This window comes from Faecalibacterium prausnitzii, from assembly GCF_003287405.1.
In the GTDB taxonomy this organism is placed as follows: domain Bacteria; phylum Bacillota; class Clostridia; order Oscillospirales; family Ruminococcaceae; genus Faecalibacterium; species Faecalibacterium intestinale.
On the sequence record NZ_PRLD01000018.1, the window covers coordinates 17543 to 32426 of the forward strand.

Below are 14884 nucleotides of genomic sequence, written 5' to 3' on the forward strand. Positions count from 1 at the left end.
CTGTTTCCTCCCTTACCTATGATGCCGCTTCTGGAAATCAGCTTCGATCTGTTCTTTCCACTCTGCGCCGATGGACGCGCAGCAGGGTGCTTCCCGCATCCGGGAGACTGTCTCGCTGACAACGTGGTAGTTGACCGCCACGCCCTGTGCGTCATTCTCGAACCGCACAGCCCGGTCGGACGAGATGCCGAAGCGGGCAGCTTCCTTCACGGCGTCCATGTTGGCACCGAGGAACAGGAACTCCCAGCCGTATTGCTCTTTTTCCCGCTCGATCATCCGGCGGATCTTCTCATAGCTAAACCGTTTGCTGGCGTTTTCCAGTCCGTCGGTGGTGATGACAAAGATGACCTTTTCGGCACGCTCGTCCTCCGGCAGATGGCGCTGAATGTTCGCCATCTTCTCCACGCCGTAGCCAATGGCGTCCAGTAGCGCCGTACAGCCCCGGACGTAATAGTCCTTTTCGGTCAGCGGTGCAACAGCCTTCAGTGGGAAACGGTCGTGCAGCAGCTGCACCTCATGGTCGAACAGGATCGTGGTCACATTGGCCTCGCCCTCCTGCTCCTTCTGCCGGGTCAGCATAGCATTGAACCCGCCGATGGTATCGGCGCACCGGAGACGATGTCCATGTTGCAGATTACTGCGTCTGCCGCCTGCATGGGAATGGACTTCTTCTGCCCGTCGATGATGATGGAGCAGATGTCCGCCGTGAAGCGTCGGAGGAGACGATTGTCGGCACGGCGATGAACGGGATACCGAGCTTGTAAGCGCTGTAACGCGCAAAGTCCATCAGCGTGTTTGTATGAATTTTTCAAGAACCAATACAGGATAACTCCGAAAAATCGCGCTGAAAAGGGGAACGCCGCGAACGACGTTCCCCTTTTCAGCGCATAAGGAGTGAGAATAAATTGCAAGCTTACATGAGCCAGAAACCGTCTGTTCTGGTGTTTGCGACCGTAACGAATGTGTAGAATATACCCATTACAATACCACCGAGATAAATATTACCGGTTTTATCGTAGAACTTTCGTCCTATGATTGTGGCAATGGGGATAAGAACAACAAGCGGGAAGAGATTTATAACACGTATTGCGTTGAGTGGGAGATGCCCTGTTGAGGCAAACGTTATATACTGGAACGCAATGATTATGGATATACCCAATATATTGCCAATGCAGCTTACGAGAAGGACTTTCCATTCTGCCCATCCCTCAATACGGTTGCTGTTAGTGAACAGAGAGTTGCCGATGTAGAATACCGCAAATCCGATAACATAGGTCAGTGCAAGAACAAGATGCATGGGCTCGAATGTCTTTACAGCAATGACCCATATTCTGAAGTCAACCTTGAAGAGAAAGTCTGCAAGGAACACTATGTAGTAAAGGATTGCTACAACGAGGGCTGAGAGCAGCAGACTTTTGAAGAATCTCTTTGCGGAGATTCTGACACCAATATCATCAAGCGTTCTGCCTCTCTTTGCGTAGTAGAATTTGAACATCAAGATATAGACGATGAGGGAGAGGGCGGTAATGCAGAGAGACCATACAACCAGCTCGTTTGTGTTGGGCTGTCCAAAGAAGTCGTTGTATGTACTGGGAGCGACGCTGCCTGCGCCGATCCACTTGTATTCAACAGGGAAGAGAAGCAACGGAGGTATTGCTGCATACAAAATCCACTGAAGCCAGTATATAAGCTTGTCCTTGCTGCCCGTGAATCCGGGGAGCTTGCGCGGCGTTTCAGCGGCAGCGAGTTCAGAGAAGAACGGGAGCTTCATAAAAGCACAGGCAAGAGGATAAATAAGCATGAACAGACCAATGAGACCGATGAGATTCATTATCTCTTTGAGGAGCCATACTTGGTTGGTATTGGCGATTTCTTCATGTCCGGCGGGAACACCGAGTACGGTATAAAAATAGGTAATGAGGTCAGCGGCGGATGCCTTGGAAAAATGATTGAGGGGGTGTATTTCCTTGTTAACGAAAATCACACGGCTGTAAGTCTCTCCATCAATCTCGCCGTAATAGAATTTGCCGTCTTCTACTTTCTGACCGTGCTCAAGACCGGCGCCAATCTGATCGACAAAGTCAATTGCCTTATCGCTCTCAAGGAAGCGACGTACATCTCCTCCAACGCTGTCGCACATCGTGTTCCCTTCGTCACAGGAAGCGTATATGACACCATAGTTTACTGCAAGATCAACAGGTGCGTTTATTTCTTCCATGAGTGCTTCAAGCTCACTCGTAAGGGTAAAACTCTGAGTAGTGGAAGAACTTCCGCCTACAGTAGCATCTTCAAGCTTGAAGCTGTCAAACCAAGGTTCAGAACCTACAAGGAGAACCGCTTTCAGCTTCATGGGCTGACCGGCAGCAGCGCGGATGAGATTCTCTTTCATGGCTTCATTTGCCATTTTTGCGCCTCTTGAATGACCGGTGACAGCTATAAGAGACTGATCAACGAAATCAAGCTCATAGAGATAGTCAACAGCATCAACGGAGGTCATGTGCCACGTCTCAAAGTCTGCCGGGCTTGAATGTCCATGACGGTATTCATCGACATTAAGGACAACATAACCGCGCCGAGATAGTTCGATCGCGTTAACGTCCTGCATTTCCTTGTTGTTGTAATTGCCGTGGCAGGTAACGATGCCGGGTAATGGATTCTCTGCGGTCGCGTCCTTAGGTCTATAAAGATGACCGCATAGTGTTGAACCACTATCTGTGACAATGTTGACGGTGGTAATCTGAACCTTGCCAAAATCGGTTTGAATCAGAGAGGCAAAAATGCAGCTCACCAGTATCAGGACCAGTGCGATACAAAACACTCTTTTTGCTGATTTACTCATTTCTTTACTTCCTTTCATTCTTTTTTTGTGGAGAGATGTTAGTACTATCACTTATCTCTCAAACGTTGGTTTCATTCTATCCGTCAATTTGCTGATTGTCATTATTCACAATCTGTACATTTTAAAACAATTTTGTGGTGCTGTTGTGCGAAATATGGCAAATATGCGCATATAATTTGAAAAAATATCATCATTTACAAAAATATTTTATTTAATTTGTACAAACACTACAAAAGCGTGCTAACCGCGGCATACGTCCGAACGAGTGGACAACAGCAAAAAAGCAGCACGGAAAGTTCCTGACATTCTGTGCTGCTTTTTTTGGGATAAAGAGCGGATTTGCAAAAAAATGCTGTATTTTGCCGCCGTGCGTATTATTCTGACTGTGGTACATATATGTACCACAGTGCTGCACAACGGCAGGCATGAGCGCGCGGCAACGCAAGCTTATGCCGCGTAACGGCGGTTAGCTACATCTCCGCAAAGGAGGTGAAGCATATGCGTTTGACGATAACTACAACACTGCGTAAGCTGATGTTCCAGTTTATCATTAAAAGAAGAAACCGTCACTCTGGCAAGTGACGGTTTCTTGAGCTTTCTCATGTAAACACCATTTATCCGGGCTAACCGCTTGCTACAGCACCCTTTTCACTTAATATTTTAGCGTCCGGCTTCGATTCTGTCAAGCCGGACGCTGCTGTTTTTTATATCGTGTATCGACGATGCAATAAATGCTAAATTTTTCCTAGGGAGGGGGCAGCGCTGCTGCTCCTCTTCAGCTTTCGGTATGTCAGCGGGGTCACGCCCTCGAAACGCTTGAAGAGCTTGACAAAATAGCTCACGTCCAAAAAGCCGAGCGCGGAGGCGATGGCGCTAACGCTGTCGGGCGTGCTGCGCAGCAGCTCCTTTGCGCGCTCCACCTTGCGGCGGTTGACGTAGTCGGTATAATTCTCGCCTATGTCATGCTGGAAAAGGCGCGAGAAATAGCTGCGGCTCAGGAGGCAGAGCGATGCCATTTCGTGCATGGGTATTATCTCGTGCAGGTGCTCTTCTATGTATACGACGGCGGGGTATACCATGCTGCTTTTCTGAACGGTCTCTTCCACGCCAATGCACTCCTCCTTGCCGGTGAGCGCGTGTATCTCTACAGGGACGTCTGCACCGGCAGCGTGAACATCTCCCGGAAGACTTCTCAGCCGCCATTCATAGCTCATCATCCGCGCGCGATTGTCAACGGCGCAGGCGACGATATACTGCACAATGGCATTTATCATGTCCGCGATACCGCGTATGCGCTCATACTCCATCTCGGGCAGACGCTGGTACAGCTCGCGCAGATCGGGCTGCAAGGCGCTCACCGCGTCGTCGGTATGGACTGCGCTTATCTCGTTGACAAGGCGCTCCACTCCCGCGTCGGAGCCGTTCGAGATGCGCACCTGCCCGAACATCACTGCGCCGAGGTATTGATCGCCAACGGTTATCGGTACGGCGACATCCACAATGCCGCAGTGGCACAGATAGATGAACGGCTGATTGAGGCGTACCGCCTCCAGCCCGGCGAGCGAATCGCACTTCTGGCAGCGTTTGCAGGATATGGGGTTTTCGCGGATGATACTGCAGAAATCCGTGCGCATGCTGTGCTTCGTGATGGGCGTCCCCTTGTAGTCTATCGTGATTATAGCGGTGCCTGTCGCCTTTGCGAGCTGATCCTGTACCGCCTCCCAGCGGGGAATGTCCAATATGGATTTTATGTCGAATTTGCCCTTACTCATCTTGATAAATCCCTTCTCATCCACCGGTTGCAGGGAATACCCGCTCGTTCACTATGCCGCAGGTCATGCACTCCGCGACGGAGTGCCCGACCGTGGTGGCGGTGGCGGCGGTGTAGCTCTTCTGCACCCACAGATGCTCGTACTCACATACTCCCACGCCGTGCGCTTCACCATTGCACAGCGGCTTCTGACAGCTGCGGCACTTGCTGCGCGCCGCATCGTCCGCTGTGCAGTGCCCCGCAATGCCGCACTCGGGAATGGAGTGCACCGCCGTGTCCGTGACACGTATGCTCAGCCGCCGGAGACTGTATCCGAGGGCGTTGGTGAAGCTCACAGCGGTGCGCCCGGCACTGACCGGGATGAGCGTAACGCCGTCGGCGACATACACCGTCTCAGGGCGGAGGTTCACGGCGGTCAGGCCGTCAGTGCCCGTCAGCGCGCTGAGATAAAAATCCTCGCGGTAGTTCTCATAATCGTCCGCCGGGAGGTACACCATCTGTGCCCCCGCGCAAAATCACAGACCGCCTGATTGTAATTGTTTCCGCCGCTGTATTTGCAGTTTTCGCCCAGCAGGCAGGCGCTGACCAGAATCTTCATTGTTGCGCGCTCCGTTTTTCAGATACTGAATCTTTTCCCTATTCTACCACGCTTTTGGGCATTGAAAAAGAGGATTCTGCTTTTTCCTATCCCCATACCGGGAGGTCCGCCGTAATCTTTTCTAATTCCTGTGCAAGAAACGTCAGTCTTTCCCTCAGATGGTTGTTATGCGGTGCATCCACCCTATTTGCACACAGTTCCGAACCAAAAGAACCGCATAAAGTTCTCATCAAAAAACAGGGAGTGACATCAAATCACTCCCCGTTTGCATTAATTGTATCAGAGTTTCGTCATCCAGAGCCCATGCAGATTGCAGTATGCGTAAACGGCCACCGGCTTTTCACTTCCCAGTTCAAACACCGCGTTGGGAGCCTGCCCCGGATTCAGATAGCGGATCTGCCCGCCGTTCTCAGTCTCCACAAAAATCCACTGAATATAGTGAACATCCGCCATGGGGTGCTCCACTGCGCCCACTGTGACCGTGAGACGACTGCCGGAAAGCTCTGCCACCGGCAGATGCTTCTCGCCACTGGCTTCCACCGTGTTGGGAACCAGTTCTTTCATTTTCTCCCCGCAGCAGACCAGCGGAACGCCTGCGTTATGGATGGTAGTGACGAGGTTGCCGCAGTGATTGCAGATGTAAAACTTTGCCTTCATATCGAAATCCTCCATCGGAATGTTATCGGTGTGTTTCTTGTATCTATATGATAACATTTCCTATTTATGTTTTCTGTAACTGAATCACGCAAAGCGTTTTTGGGCTCACTTGCAATAAATCTCAATGGCTTTCTGCGCAAATTCTGCGGCACCGGCACCGCCGGCAGCATTGATGTTTTCCGTAAATGCTCCGCCTGCCCCATACATCTGCCCCAGCTGATTCAGGATCACCTTGGAACAGTTATAGTAGTGCTCTGTGATAAACTCCTGCAGCTTCTTCACCTGTGCTTGCACTTCAGAGTCCGCCGGGTCTTTGCTCTGCATCCCGCCGAATGCCGCCACGATGTCCATCAGCTGACTGCTCATGTCCTTGACTTCTTTCTCGGTCTTATGGGCAGTTTTTTCCTCAAACTCTTTGTATTCCGGTGTTTCGCCCCATTCCTTTTTGGCCTGCTCGGTATACTTTTTGATCTTCTGCGTATCAAATGCGGTAAAGTCCATAACCATTCCTCCTGTGGATCGAATTTTCTGCGCAAGGCCGATCAGATCTTCAAGATGCTGCTTTTTCAATGTCAGAAGTGTGATCTGCTGTTCCAGTGCTTTCTGCCGGTCAAAAGCAGGATTCTCCACGATTTTCTGGATGTCCTTCAGCGGAAATTCCAGTTCCCGGAACAATAAGATCTGCTGCAAACGTTCCAGCACGGCATCATCATACAGCCGATAGCCTGCTTCGGTACGGCCCGCCGCGCGCAGCAGACCGATTTTATCGTAATATTGCAGGGTCCGGATGCTCACTCCGGTCCGCTTGCTCACTTCGTTCACTGTCATCATCTTGCTGTCCTCCCTTGCGACAGCCACAGTATACGCTATGACGCTGCGTCAGGGTCAAGAGGTTTTCTGAAAAATTTTTCAGCCTTCCCTCTGCTCCACGATTTCCAAGCTGTCACGCCCCACACGGCAGAGCAGAAACAGCACCCGCACACCTGCGGCCTTTGCTTCGGCCAGTGCCGTACCAAACTCCGGCTGTGTGCTGACATTCGGCCGCACCTCGGTGATGCCTTCCATCTGAATCACGAAAGCCACTGCGCACCGATACCCTGCCTGCTGTGCCTGCGCCAGCTCGTGCAGGTGCTTCACGCCGCGCTCGGTAGGTGCATCCGGGAAGTAGCCGATACCGTCCACTTCCAGTGTGCAGCCCTTGACTTCCATCAGATACTTTTGCTCGCCCTTTTCCATATAAAAGTCGATGCGGGACTTCCCATAGGTGAATTCCGGCTTGATATAGTCGTAGCCCTGTTTTGCAAGCCACTCCCCTACCGCCTTATTGGGTGCCTGACTGTCCATATTGACCCAGCCGAGGCCCTGCTTGTGTACCGCCACAAGGTCGTATTTTGTTTTGCGTTTCGGGTTGTCCGACACTTCCAGCCGCACCGCAGTACCGGGCAGCAGCAGTTCCCTGCACCGCCCGGTGTTCTTGACATGGACGGTTTCCACTGCTCCATTCACTTCCACATGGGCAATAAAGCGGTTGGGACGGTCAACAAAAATGCCGTCTACGATTTCTCTGTATTTCAATCTTTACTCCATTTTCATTTTTGTCTGATACGCCTGCGCCGTCCGGGCATCGAAGCAGCAGAGAATCACCTGCATGGCGTAATCCGCGTGATCTTCCAGCCACTGTGCCACTGTTTTGACTGCAATCTCTGTGGCATCCTCCAGCGGGTAGCCATACACGCCGGTCGAAATTGCCGGGAACGCAATGCTATGGACATCATGCTCTTTGGCAAGGTTCAGCGAATTGCGGTAGCAGTCCGCCAGCTGCGCGGCATCCTCTGCTGTGCCGGAATATATCGGGCCTACCGTATGAATGATGTACTTTGCTTTCAACCGGTATCCCTTGGTGATTTTTGCTTCTCCGGTGCGGCAGCCGTGCAGCGTGCGGCACTCCGCCAACAGTTCCGGCCCTGCTGCCCGGTGGATGGCACCATCCACACCGCCGCCGCCCAGCAGACTGCGATTGGCCGCATTCACGATGCCGTCACAGTCCAGCTTAGTGATGTCGCCCTGCTCCACATGAATTTGATTTTTGACTTTTTCGGAAATCATTGTAAACACCTCACTTTTTGAGCAGCTCCAGCGCCTTGTCCATGGGCACACAATCGGCATAGCGGTTCGGCCAGAGGAATTCATTGTAATAGTGGTAGCTCTGCTCCCCTGTCATGTACTCGTTGTCCTGCGTGGAATTTGCATAGGCAGGAACGATCATGTGCAGGCCATGCTCAAAGCCCGCCTCCACCGTTGCATTGATGCAGAAGTCGGTCATGATGCCGCAGACCATCACATCTTTTTCGCCCTTTTCCGTCAGATATTCCAGCAGACCGCTTTCTTTTTTGAACGCACTGCATACGGTTTTGACGAACCGTTTTTCAGTCAGCAGCGGTGCAAACCCGGAATAGACCTCAAATTCATCGTCCCCGATGGAGAAACCGGTGCCGGGCCCATCGTCATGCTGGACATAGACGACCTCGATTCCCTGTTCGCGGGCAGTCCGGATTAGTTTCCTGATGTTGCTGACAAACTTTTCAAACGCATACAGGCGTTCATCCACGATACCTTTCTGTGTATCCACAACCAGTAAAACCATGTGTAAGCCCTCCTGTTTTTCTTTGATTTCATGCTACCATAGACCGCCGTTTTCTACAAGCAGATTCGAAAAATTTACTTTTTCCAAAGCCTGTCTGATGGGTTTGTTATGGCTTCCCATCGCCGCAGCAGTCCACAGGCGGTTTTGAAAGATAAATCTCCTTCATTTTCATTTTCTGCTTAACGGCAGCAATAAAAAAGACTCCCGCAGCGTATGATTTGACGCCGCGGGTTTTCTCAATTGTTCGGTTTATATTGCAGCACCTTCTGGGAGAACGTCCGATCGAAGAACTGGATGAAGGGCCCAAGGCAGAACGCACAGATCAAGGTGCCAAGGCCCACAAGGCCACCCAGCAGCCAGCACAGCAGGGCGCTGAGCGCATCGGTGAAGATGCGGCACCCGAAGTACGGGCAGGGTGTGTAGTCCCGCAGACCGAGGGAAAGGTAATCGTAGGGCGCAATGCCGAGGTCGGCGGTCTGGTAGAGCGAAGCGCCCAGCGCCGTGACCAGCACCGCCGCGATGACCCACGCCAACTGCACCACCAGCGACGGCGCGTCGCCGAAGTGGGCGTGAATGGGGTCATAGAACGCCGTGACGATGTACCCGATGCAGATGCCGTTGACGAAGGTGCCAAGGCCGATGTACTTGCGCCCGAACCAGAATTCCAGCAGGAAAAACAGGATGTTCGTGCACAGGTTCTGGGTGCCCAGCGAGATGCCGAGCAGCTCCGCCAGCCGCATGTTCAGGGCGCTGATGGAGTCGTTGCCGAGGTGGGACTGCTTGAAAAGCGCAATGCCAAGGGCGATGATGACGATGCCCGCCACCATGCCCACCACCCGCCGGGCAGTCGGTTTGCGCAATGCGGTGCCGTTCATAGGGGATTCTCCTTTAGCGTTTCTTTTCCCCTATTATACGCCTACTTTGGGCGGGAGACAAACTATTTATGGAAAGATACAACGATATACGGGGGATCCGCCTTGCCCCTTTAATCTCACCTCGATCCGTTCTTTCTCCAGCCCCTCTCCGATCACGATGAGCACTTCCTGCCCCTTGGGGATAGCGTTTGCCGTCAGGCCGTCGGCGGTGGCGTTCAGCTCCACCCAGCCGTTCTCGTCCTGTACGAAGCCTTTCGCCCGCAGCACATGGCCGCACGCGGGGTCGGTGAAGAGGGCCGAGATATTCTGTTCGAGCTGCTGGCACGAGAGGCCCAGCTCCAAAAAGTAGGCCGAACCAAAGGCCTTATGCGGTTGGCGTTACCCGCTTCTATAGCAGTTTTCAGAAATAAGGCATATATCCACAGGAGCGAAACCAGCCTGAGCAGTCAGAAGGGGAAACAGTCTGAAAAGCATGTTGGATTGCATTCGGAAGAGCATCCAGTGTCCTAGCCTTGAATTTACACAAAAGAGCCTTCACCTTCGACCAGAGTTTTTCAATGGGATTCAGGTCAGGACTATACGGTGGAAGATAAATGTATCGAACACCGGAACTGTCCAGTAGTTCTTTTACCGCCTTTGCATGGTGCGATTTCATGTTATCCATTACGAGGACAGAATCGCTGTTCAGATGAGGAAGCAAATCGGCTTCCAGATACTGCTTAAACCTCTCCACGGTCGTTCCGCCTGAGAAAGTCGTATAGTGTAATGTCCCGTTTAACTGGATGGATGACAGAATAGTCGTATTCTTCGGCTTGGAAAGCGGAGTAGAGTCAACGGCTCGATTTCCACCAAATGAATAGGCATACCGCCTTGTCATATCCGTATTGCAGCCGCTTTCATCCAGAAATACAAGGTCACTTGCACTGAACCCAGATATAAGGCCGTTCCAGTTTTTCCTCTTCTCGGCCACATCAGGGACGCTCCTGTTCGCTGGCATGAAGCGATTTCTTCTTATGGCGGTATCCTGCTTTCTGAAGAAAACGCCAGACAGTATCAATGCTGACAGACAAATTCAACGTTTCAATGATCTCCAGACAAGTGATATCCGGCTGTTTCTCCAGAAGTGAAAGAATGTGCTGATGATCCGCATCTGACAATTTGGGCTTCTTTCCACGGAGATTCGTTTGAGTTTCGTAGCTTCCTGTTTTGTTTCGACGCTTCAGCAAACGGTAGATCGAACAGGTGTTTACTGAAAAACACTTTGCCAATTCTTTTACGCTGATGCCCTTATCGTATGCTTCCAAAATCAGTTTTCGGGCTTCATTGTGCAGCATAACTCTCACCTTCTTTGCCTCTGTTATACCTCTTTTTTCTCAAAAGTTAAAGAGCTGTGCTGTATTATTGAAAATTGCTATAAGAAAGGCACTGGCAGCGCGGGGCAAGGACATATATTATTTTTATTCGATTTATCGATCCGTCACTTGCAGCACGCAGGCGCAATAGCCGGGTTCGGGCTGATAGCAATGGATGGTAAGGTACTTATCTATTTCCGGGCTGTAATCGTGTAAGACTGCAAAGTGTCTGATTTCCGTTCAGGATAATATTTGCTCTATATTGACAAATCGGCATTCCGCGAGTATAATCACCAACAAGTAGAGCGTTACTCTACGAATGAGAGCAGTGTAATAAAACCGGAGTGATGAGATGCCAAGAAACATTGAACGTGACAAGCGTGAAGCTGACCGACGGAAAAATCAGTTGATCGAAGCGGGATTCCGACTGTTCTCTCAGAACGGAATCGAAACTGTCAGCCTGCAAAAAGTGGCAGACGCTGCAAATGTCAGCCCTGCAACGATGTACAAATATTTTCTGACGAAAGAAAAATTGCTCATCGCCATCAGTGCAAAGGTGTGGGATGAAGTATGGCAGGAGGCTCTGGGAGACCCCGGAACCAATCACTTTGAGCATTTTACTGCTTATCAGGGCATTGAGTTTTACGCCGATAGGATGATTGCTTTGTACAAGAACCGTCCGGAAGTACTGCGATTCAGCGGTGAATATAAAACCTATATGAACCGCCGCGGAAATATGGAGGATAAGCAACTCCGGGAACATCTGGATGTACTCAAACCCATGCAGCTCCTGTTTCATGGAATGTATGAGCGGGCAAAAGTTGATGGCAGCATCCGCACGGATATCCCGGAAGAGGAAATGTTTATCACATCATCTATCACGATGCTGAGCATGGCAGAGCGATACGCACAAGGGCTTGTATGGCTCAATGACCCCAAAGATGACCATACCCAGGAACTGCTTCATCTGAAAGAGATGCTGTTGCTATGGTGCCAGGGAGAAAAAACAGGCGGCGAAGTATAATGCAGGAAAGTGAGGGAGTGCTGTGTATGAGGGTGTCGTTTCGCATTGCACTGGCGGGACAGGTCATTGGTGTTTCGGCGCTGTATGAGCAGACCCGCACCTTTTGCAAAAATTATCTGACCGATGCACCCGCATCGTTTGAAGTCGCAGTCACTCCCGCTGATATTGCGTTTGAACGAGAAAAAAACGACCGGGAAGCTGCGGTGGAAGGACACGCGCCGGGGAACTTTTCCGATGAATATCTGGAAACGCTGGCACTGTACCGCAAAATCGTAGAGCGGCTTTTAGAATGGGACACCCTGCTGTTTCATGGCTCCTGCATCAGCGTGGACAGCAAAGCCTACCTGTTCACCGCCAAAAGCGGCACAGGCAAAAGCACCCACACCCAGCTTTGGAAAAAGTGGTTCGGTGAACGGGCAGTGTTCATCAACGATGACAAGCCCCTGCTGAAAATCAGCGCACAGGGCGTGACTGTTTACGGAACGCCGTGGGACGGCAAGCACCACCGCAGTACCAACACCTCCTGCCCGCTGAAAGCTGTCTGCATCCTGACCCGCAACACAGAAAACTCAATCCAGCGCATCGACAAAAAGGCGGCATTACCCATGCTCTGCCAGCAGAGCTACCGCCCATGTTCCCCGATTGGGGCACAAAAAACGCTGGCTCTGGTGGATCGGTTGGGCAGCAGCGTGCCGCTGTACCGGCTGGGCTGCAACATGGAACCGGAGGCCGCACAGGTGGCCTACCACGGAATGAACAACGAATAGAGGGAACGCATATGCAAACCATTTTGCCGCCGTCTGGTAATACGATCAAGATCCTTGGCAAGCCGAAGCCGGCAGAGCACGGCCTGCGCTGGATGACATACGTTGTTGCCCAGCCGGTCGAGGGCGGTGTGCTGGTGTTCCACACCCTGACACGAGCGCTGCTTCTGCTCACGCAGGAGGAGTATACCGCACCGGATGTCGTGGCTGAACTGCGCAGCAGCTGGTTTCGCGTACCGCAGGAGATGGACGACATGAAATATGCCGACCAGGTGCGGTTTATCCGCCGCACGATGTGGAAGGAACCGGAGCATATTACATGCTATACCATTTTTACTACTACGGACTGCAACGCCCGGTGCTTTTACTGCTATGAGATGGGGCGTTCCCGGATTCCCATGAGCGACGAAACCGCCCATAAGGCGGCGGCATATATTGCAGCGCATTGCGGCGGCGAAAAGGTCCATCTGCACTGGTTTGGCGGTGAGCCGCTTTTTAATAAGCAGGTCATTGACATCATCTGCACCGACCTTGCTGAAAAGGGCATCGTGTACGAATCCATGATGATCTCCAACGGATACCTGTTTGACGGCGCTACCGTAGAACAAGCGGTTTCCCATTGGAAGTTGAAGAGCGTGCAGATCACGCTGGACGGTACGGAGGAAATTTATAACCGCAGCAAGGCATTTATTTATAAGGATGGCAAAAGCCCCTATCAGGTGGTACTGGCAAATATCCAGCGTTTGCTGGATGCAGGGGTTTCCGTCCATATCCGGCTGAACATGGACGAGCACAACGCCGATAATCTGATGGAACTGGCGGATGAACTGCACGAGCGCTTCGGAGGTAAAGGTAAATTTTCGGTTTACAGCCATACCTTGTTTGAGTTTGCAGGCAGCAAAACACATATCCGTGCCCAAGAAGAACGGCGTCAGCTCTATCAAAAACAGCAGCAGCTCCGCAAAAAACTGGACGATTACGGAATCGGGGCATCGTACTATTTGCGCCAACAACTGCGTATCCGGCAATGCATGGCGGATAGCGGCGGTTCCCTTACGATCCTGCCGAACGGGGAACTTGGGCTGTGTGAACACTACAGCGAGGACAACTTTGTGGGAAGCCTTGATGGGAAAGCGTCAGAGCGTTCTGTCATCCAAAGTTTTCGAGAATACTGGGAGCCGATTGAGGAGTGCAAAACCTGCTTCTATTACCCCGAATGTATCCGTCTGAAAAAGTGTGCTGAACAGAAAGAATGTTTTGAAGAACTGCGGGCGGAGTACAAAGAACACCTGTTAAAGTCCATGCAAAAAACCTACAACGCATGGCTGAAAAAAGAGCAGATCGATGAGGAAGAACCTCACCCGGACTGCTGACCCTTTGCGTGACGCGGCGCAGCAGCTGCTTCACATAGAGATTTTCTGCGAAAGGAGATGTGCAAACATGGAAAAGTATACCAAGGCTCAGATGGAAGTCATCGAGTTCGAGGCCGAGGACGTCATCACGACCAGCGGCAATTGCACCATCGAAGGCTACGGCCCCGGTTTTGGCTCAAACGACCCGAACTACCCCGGTCAAGGTCTTTGATCTCCTGCAGCAGGCAGGCCGTTTCGGCGGCCTGCCCTACCCGATTTTCCTTGCCCTGCAAAGGGTGCTGACATAGTTTTTTCCAAAATGGAAGCGAGGACTTGACTTTATGAAGCAAACAGCGATAATGCTTAGCAAGCAAGCAAGCAAGCAAGCAAGCAAGCAAGCAAGCAAGCAAGCAAGCAAGCAAGCAAGCAAGCAAGCAAGCAAGCAAGCAAGCAAGCAAGATAAATTATGTCCTGAATCCGTTTTGTTTGCAATACTTTCTTTCGCGTGACGCGGTGTAACAGCTGCTTCACATAGAAATTTTCTGCGAAAGGAGGTGTGCAAACATGGAAAAGTATGCAAAGGCTCAGATGGAAGTCATCGAATTTGAGAACGAGGACGTTATTACGACCAGCGGCTGCAATGGCATGGATGCCAGCATTGGCGGTTGGGGCTGCGGAACTGATAAGCCCGGCTGTTCGAGTTACTGCTGGGAGTTCGATGTGGGTTGATTTCAGAAAGGGGCAGACCGTTTCGGCGGCCTGTCCTACCCGATTTTCCTTGCCCTGCAAAGGGCGCTGACATAGATTTTTTCCAAAATGGAAGCGAGGACTTGACTTTATGAAGCAAACAGCGATAATGCTTAGCAAGCAAGCAAGCAAGCAAGCAAGCAAGCAAGCAAGCAAGCAAGCAAGCAAGCAAGCAAGCAAGCAAGCAAGCAAGCAAGCAAGCAAGCAAGATAAATTATGTCCTGAATCCGTTTTGTTTGCAATACTTTCTTTCGCGTGACG

The 14884-nt window shown here is 51.4% G+C and carries 20 protein-coding genes and 1 pseudogene; 7 read left to right on the forward strand and 14 right to left on the reverse strand.

Annotation, left to right across the window (positions count from 1 at the left end; genetic code table 11):
- Nucleotides 1-12: 12 nt before the first annotated feature.
- From C4N24_RS13375 to C4N24_RS13440, 14 genes and pseudogenes are all read right to left on the reverse strand, one after another.
- Nucleotides 13-579, reverse strand: a complete 567-nt coding sequence (locus C4N24_RS13375; protein ID WP_242983281.1) for a hypothetical protein — start codon at nucleotides 577-579, stop codon at nucleotides 13-15.
- Between the two features lie 334 nt (nucleotides 580-913).
- The gene (locus C4N24_RS13380; protein WP_112091815.1) at nucleotides 914-2839 is read right to left on the reverse strand and encodes an alpha/beta hydrolase; all 1926 of its coding nucleotides are present in this window, start codon (nucleotides 2837-2839) and stop codon (nucleotides 914-916) included.
- A 734-nt stretch (nucleotides 2840-3573) separates the two neighbouring features.
- Nucleotides 3574-4611 carry a PocR ligand-binding domain-containing protein gene (locus C4N24_RS13385; protein WP_112091816.1) on the reverse strand — a complete coding sequence of 346 codons (1038 nt, stop codon included), beginning with the start codon at nucleotides 4609-4611 and terminating at the stop codon, nucleotides 3574-3576.
- 16 nt (nucleotides 4612-4627) lie between these two features.
- The gene (locus C4N24_RS13390; RefSeq protein WP_112121356.1) at nucleotides 4628-5107 is read right to left on the reverse strand and encodes a hypothetical protein; all 480 of its coding nucleotides are present in this window, start codon (nucleotides 5105-5107) and stop codon (nucleotides 4628-4630) included.
- Nucleotides 5107-5208, reverse strand: a pseudogene (locus C4N24_RS15690) (DUF523 domain-containing protein); the annotation flags it as partial. The pseudogene C4N24_RS15690 and the gene C4N24_RS13390, both read right to left, overlap by 1 nt.
- A 279-nt stretch (nucleotides 5209-5487) precedes the next feature.
- The gene (locus C4N24_RS13400) at nucleotides 5488-5865 is read right to left on the reverse strand and encodes a desulfoferrodoxin family protein (protein WP_055185761.1); all 378 of its coding nucleotides are present in this window, start codon (nucleotides 5863-5865) and stop codon (nucleotides 5488-5490) included.
- Between the two features lie 105 nt (nucleotides 5866-5970).
- Nucleotides 5971-6696 carry a MerR family transcriptional regulator gene (locus C4N24_RS13405; protein ID WP_112091818.1) on the reverse strand — a complete coding sequence of 242 codons (726 nt, stop codon included), beginning with the start codon at nucleotides 6694-6696 and terminating at the stop codon, nucleotides 5971-5973.
- Between the two features lie 78 nt (nucleotides 6697-6774).
- On the reverse strand, nucleotides 6775-7440 hold the full coding sequence (sfsA, locus tag C4N24_RS13410; protein WP_112091819.1) for a DNA/RNA nuclease SfsA: 666 nt from the start codon (nucleotides 7438-7440) through the stop codon (nucleotides 6775-6777).
- A gap of 3 nt (nucleotides 7441-7443) precedes the next feature.
- Nucleotides 7444-7971, reverse strand: coding sequence for an O-acetyl-ADP-ribose deacetylase (locus tag C4N24_RS13415; protein ID WP_112091820.1), 528 nt, complete (start codon nucleotides 7969-7971; stop codon nucleotides 7444-7446).
- Between the two features lie 10 nt (nucleotides 7972-7981).
- Nucleotides 7982-8509: an isochorismatase family protein gene (locus C4N24_RS13420; protein WP_112091821.1), complete on the reverse strand. Its 528-nt coding sequence runs from the start codon at nucleotides 8507-8509 to the stop codon at nucleotides 7982-7984.
- Nucleotides 8510-8745: 236 nt separating this feature from the next.
- Nucleotides 8746-9384, reverse strand: a complete 639-nt coding sequence (locus tag C4N24_RS13425; RefSeq protein WP_112091822.1) for a YczE/YyaS/YitT family protein — start codon at nucleotides 9382-9384, stop codon at nucleotides 8746-8748.
- A 66-nt stretch (nucleotides 9385-9450) separates the two neighbouring features.
- Entirely contained in the window at nucleotides 9451-9726 is a 276-nt protein-coding gene (locus C4N24_RS13430) for a GTP-binding protein (RefSeq protein WP_112091823.1), read from the reverse strand.
- 58 nt (nucleotides 9727-9784) lie between these two features.
- Entirely contained in the window at nucleotides 9785-10354 is a 570-nt protein-coding gene (locus C4N24_RS13435; RefSeq protein WP_181573095.1) for an IS630 family transposase, read from the reverse strand.
- Nucleotide 10355: 1 nt separating this feature from the next.
- Nucleotides 10356-10718 carry a helix-turn-helix domain-containing protein gene (locus C4N24_RS13440; RefSeq protein WP_112091825.1) on the reverse strand — a complete coding sequence of 121 codons (363 nt, stop codon included), beginning with the start codon at nucleotides 10716-10718 and terminating at the stop codon, nucleotides 10356-10358.
- Nucleotides 10719-11088: 370 nt separating this feature from the next.
- On the opposite strand from C4N24_RS13440, the gene C4N24_RS13445 reads away from it, so the two are divergent.
- From C4N24_RS13445 to C4N24_RS15425, 7 genes are all read left to right on the forward strand, one after another.
- Nucleotides 11089-11760, forward strand: coding sequence for a TetR/AcrR family transcriptional regulator (locus C4N24_RS13445; protein WP_097839743.1), 672 nt, complete (start codon nucleotides 11089-11091; stop codon nucleotides 11758-11760).
- Between the two features lie 26 nt (nucleotides 11761-11786).
- Nucleotides 11787-12527, forward strand: a complete 741-nt coding sequence (locus tag C4N24_RS13450) for a hypothetical protein (protein WP_112091830.1) — start codon at nucleotides 11787-11789, stop codon at nucleotides 12525-12527.
- A gap of 11 nt (nucleotides 12528-12538) precedes the next feature.
- Nucleotides 12539-13897: a radical SAM protein gene (locus tag C4N24_RS13455; RefSeq protein WP_112091826.1), complete on the forward strand. Its 1359-nt coding sequence runs from the start codon at nucleotides 12539-12541 to the stop codon at nucleotides 13895-13897.
- 67 nt (nucleotides 13898-13964) lie between these two features.
- Nucleotides 13965-14108: a hypothetical protein gene (locus C4N24_RS15410; protein ID WP_181573096.1), complete on the forward strand. Its 144-nt coding sequence runs from the start codon at nucleotides 13965-13967 to the stop codon at nucleotides 14106-14108.
- Nucleotides 14109-14217: 109 nt separating this feature from the next.
- Entirely contained in the window at nucleotides 14218-14385 is a 168-nt protein-coding gene (locus C4N24_RS15415; RefSeq protein WP_181573097.1) for a hypothetical protein, read from the forward strand.
- 55 nt (nucleotides 14386-14440) lie between these two features.
- Nucleotides 14441-14605: a hypothetical protein gene (locus C4N24_RS15420; protein WP_181573098.1), complete on the forward strand. Its 165-nt coding sequence runs from the start codon at nucleotides 14441-14443 to the stop codon at nucleotides 14603-14605.
- Between the two features lie 109 nt (nucleotides 14606-14714).
- A complete protein-coding gene (locus tag C4N24_RS15425; protein WP_181573097.1) occupies nucleotides 14715-14882 on the forward strand; it encodes a hypothetical protein in 168 nt (55 codons plus the stop codon).
- Nucleotides 14883-14884 lie beyond the last annotated feature (2 nt).

Excerpts from the sequence above, each read along its gene's own strand:
- C4N24_RS15410 (WP_181573096.1), top strand. The coding sequence starts at position 13,965 with ATGGAAAAGTATACCAAGGCTCAGATGGAAGTCATCGAGTTCGAGGCC.
- C4N24_RS13390 (WP_112121356.1), bottom strand. The coding sequence starts at position 5,107 with ATGGTGTACCTCCCGGCGGACGATTATGAGAACTACCGCGAGGATTTT.
- C4N24_RS13425 (WP_112091822.1), bottom strand. The coding sequence starts at position 9,384 with ATGAACGGCACCGCATTGCGCAAACCGACTGCCCGGCGGGTGGTGGGC.
- C4N24_RS13420 (WP_112091821.1), bottom strand. The coding sequence starts at position 8,509 with ATGGTTTTACTGGTTGTGGATACACAGAAAGGTATCGTGGATGAACGC.
- C4N24_RS15425 (WP_181573097.1), top strand. The coding sequence starts at position 14,715 with ATGAAGCAAACAGCGATAATGCTTAGCAAGCAAGCAAGCAAGCAAGCA.
- C4N24_RS13385 (WP_112091816.1), bottom strand. The coding sequence starts at position 4,611 with ATGAGTAAGGGCAAATTCGACATAAAATCCATATTGGACATTCCCCGC.
- C4N24_RS15420 (WP_181573098.1), top strand. The coding sequence starts at position 14,441 with ATGGAAAAGTATGCAAAGGCTCAGATGGAAGTCATCGAATTTGAGAAC.
- C4N24_RS13445 (WP_097839743.1), top strand. The coding sequence starts at position 11,089 with ATGCCAAGAAACATTGAACGTGACAAGCGTGAAGCTGACCGACGGAAA.
- C4N24_RS13405 (WP_112091818.1), bottom strand. The coding sequence starts at position 6,696 with ATGATGACAGTGAACGAAGTGAGCAAGCGGACCGGAGTGAGCATCCGG.
- C4N24_RS15415 (WP_181573097.1), top strand. The coding sequence starts at position 14,218 with ATGAAGCAAACAGCGATAATGCTTAGCAAGCAAGCAAGCAAGCAAGCA.
- C4N24_RS13450 (WP_112091830.1), top strand. The coding sequence starts at position 11,787 with ATGAGGGTGTCGTTTCGCATTGCACTGGCGGGACAGGTCATTGGTGTT.
- C4N24_RS13380 (WP_112091815.1), bottom strand. The coding sequence starts at position 2,839 with ATGAGTAAATCAGCAAAAAGAGTGTTTTGTATCGCACTGGTCCTGATA.
- C4N24_RS13415 (WP_112091820.1), bottom strand. The coding sequence starts at position 7,971 with ATGATTTCCGAAAAAGTCAAAAATCAAATTCATGTGGAGCAGGGCGAC.
- C4N24_RS13375 (WP_242983281.1), bottom strand. The coding sequence starts at position 579 with ATGCTGACCCGGCAGAAGGAGCAGGAGGGCGAGGCCAATGTGACCACG.
- C4N24_RS13400 (WP_055185761.1), bottom strand. The coding sequence starts at position 5,865 with ATGAAGGCAAAGTTTTACATCTGCAATCACTGCGGCAACCTCGTCACT.
- C4N24_RS13455 (WP_112091826.1), top strand. The coding sequence starts at position 12,539 with ATGCAAACCATTTTGCCGCCGTCTGGTAATACGATCAAGATCCTTGGC.
- C4N24_RS13440 (WP_112091825.1), bottom strand. The coding sequence starts at position 10,718 with ATGCTGCACAATGAAGCCCGAAAACTGATTTTGGAAGCATACGATAAG.